Consider the following 2,146-nt stretch of genomic DNA (forward strand, 5'->3'; position numbering starts at 1 on the left):
AAAAGCCAGTATTGAAGCGGGGTTAGCGCCAACGGCAGTGGGGCTGCCGTCCACGTGCCGGCAGCCAAACGAGGCTGTTTCAGGGAAAAATGGACACGTTTTGGACAGGTCATTGCCCAATGGGTGGGGTCTGCTTGGTTGAAACGGCTGGTTTGGGGCGGGGTCTTGACTGTGTCTTGCCTTGAGCATCTGGACACGGGATGGCCACCACAGCCGAAAAAAGTCCAAGCCGTTCCCTCGCTGTCACAGCCGGAAAAACCTGCTGATCCATGCAAAACCCGCGTCACAACTGACGTTCTCGTGCTGAATGCCGCGACGAGGGACATCCCCTGAAACCGATTTGTCCCTTCTGGGTTGACAAACGACCTCACGCTGCTATGGTGAGACAAGCATCACTGCTACCTGTGCAGTGATGCATCCCCCTGCACAGAGTTGACAAGACCCATCGGTGAGCGAAGCTGCTTCCCATGCTTCCCGCCAGGGCTTTTCAACAAGCGCTCAGGGACCTCCCCCATGGAGCGAGGGGCTCCGTCTTTCAGGAGGGATGTCTGCCGTGGGGCTGCCCAGATGGAAGCGGCAGATCAGGTCGTCGCCACAACGCTCCAGACGGGAGTGGCGCAGGGGCAGGCTCTGGGCCATGGTGGTGATCCGAAGATCCCCCAGCGGCGTGAAGGCCTCCAGGCCTCCCAGCAGCTTGGGGGCCTGGACAGCGGCGATCTCCTGAACACAGCCCTCCTGCACGGCAGCGGCCGCCAGGGCGGGACCACACTCCCACAACACCTTGTTGCATCCCCGCTGAGTCAAGTGTTCCAGAACCGTCCTTGGGCAGCAGGGCTCCAGGGCAACACACTCCACACCCTGTTGCTCCAGTTGGCTCACGGCAACGGGGTCGGCGCCGGGGCTGTGGAACACCATGGTGCTGGCCGCCGCCTGATCCCACAACCGGGCTTGGCGGGGCAGGCGCAGCCGACGGCTCACCACCACCCGCCGGGGCTCGGGTTGCCGTTGACCCCGGCTCGTGAGCAGGGGATTGTCTGAGTACACCGTGCCAGCCCCCACCAGCACCGCATCACACTGGGCCCGCAACCGGTGGACCCACTGGCGCGCCGGTATGCCGCTGATCCACTGACTGGCCCCTGTCTGGGTGGCAATGCGCCCGTCCACGCTGGCGGCCCACTTGAGCACACCCCAGGGACGCCCATGGCGCACCCGGTGCAGGAAGGCCTGATTGAGGGCCCGGGCCCGGGCTTCCCCCACCCCCTGAATTACCGTCACCCCCGCTTGCCGCAAGCGCTCAAGACCACCGCCGGCAACCCGGGGGTCGGGATCCGCCATGGCCGCCACCACCCGCCGGATGCCGGCGGCAAGAACCGCATCGGTGCAGGGGGGAGTGCGGCCGTGGTGGCAGCAGGGCTCCAGGGTGACGTACAGGCTGCCCCCCTGGGTCCGTGCTCCCGCTTGTCGCAAGGCCAGCGCCTCCCCGTGAGGTTGACCCGCCGCCGCATGAAACCCTTCCCCCGCCAACTGTCCATTGGCGTCCAGCACCACGGCGCCCACCATGGGATTGGGGCTGGTGGTGAACCGTCCCAAGGCGGCCAGCTCCAGCGCCCGCTCCATCCAGAATTCATCCATGGGACCCGTCAATCCTTCGGCATGGGGAGGGGTTGCCACCGGGTGTGGGCCGCCCAGATGGCCCAGACCGCCATGGGGCGCAGGTAGTGACACGCCCGAAAGCGGCCATCAGCCGTGATGGCTTCCGGTGTGCGGAATTGCAGGCCATGGTCATAGACCTGTTCAATCACCCTGCCGCTGATGGCCATGGCGGTCTTCCGGTCCCCCAGAAGGCAACAGTAGGCCGCCAGACCGAAATTGATGCCGGTCCAGATCTCCAGGGGATGGGTTCCCTGGGGATCCACGGGGCTGCCGTCTTGCCTGAGGCCGTTGACCACCCCATGGCGTCCCCTGTGAAACCCGGCAAAGCAGACCCTGCAGACGGTGGCCACCGTGGTCCGGGCCCGCTCCTCGCTCACCACGGAGGGGAGGCCCAGCAGGCGGGCATAGAAGTCGCCACAAAGCTGGTCCGCCATCACCACGTCCCCTTCCGTATGGGTATCAAAGGCATAGTGTTGCCCTCTCCACAGCAGGC

Annotated in this window: 2 protein-coding genes; both read right to left on the minus strand. The window is 65.5% G+C overall.

What is annotated here, in order from left to right; genetic code table 11:
• Window positions 1–498 precede the first annotated feature (498 nt).
• On the minus strand, window positions 499–1,632 hold the full coding sequence (ribD, locus tag BG35_RS0109500; protein ID WP_051506245.1) for a bifunctional diaminohydroxyphosphoribosylaminopyrimidine deaminase/5-amino-6-(5-phosphoribosylamino)uracil reductase RibD: 1,134 nt from the start codon (window positions 1,630–1,632) through the stop codon (window positions 499–501).
• Window positions 1,633–1,640: 8 nt separating this feature from the next.
• Window positions 1,641–2,146, minus strand: a 506-nt coding sequence (locus BG35_RS11290) for a GH116 family glycosyl hydrolase (RefSeq protein WP_034418396.1), incomplete at its 5' end; no start/stop codon positions are given.

This window comes from Candidatus Synechococcus spongiarum SH4 (assembly GCF_000586015.1).
Lineage (GTDB): Bacteria > Cyanobacteriota > Cyanobacteriia > PCC-6307 > Cyanobiaceae > Synechococcus_B > Synechococcus_B spongiarum_F.

Bases quoted from the DNA above. Each gene is read 5' to 3' on its own strand.
- ribD (WP_051506245.1), bottom strand. From the start codon at position 1,632: ATGGATGAATTCTGGATGGAGCGGGCGCTGGAGCTGGCCGCCTTGGGA.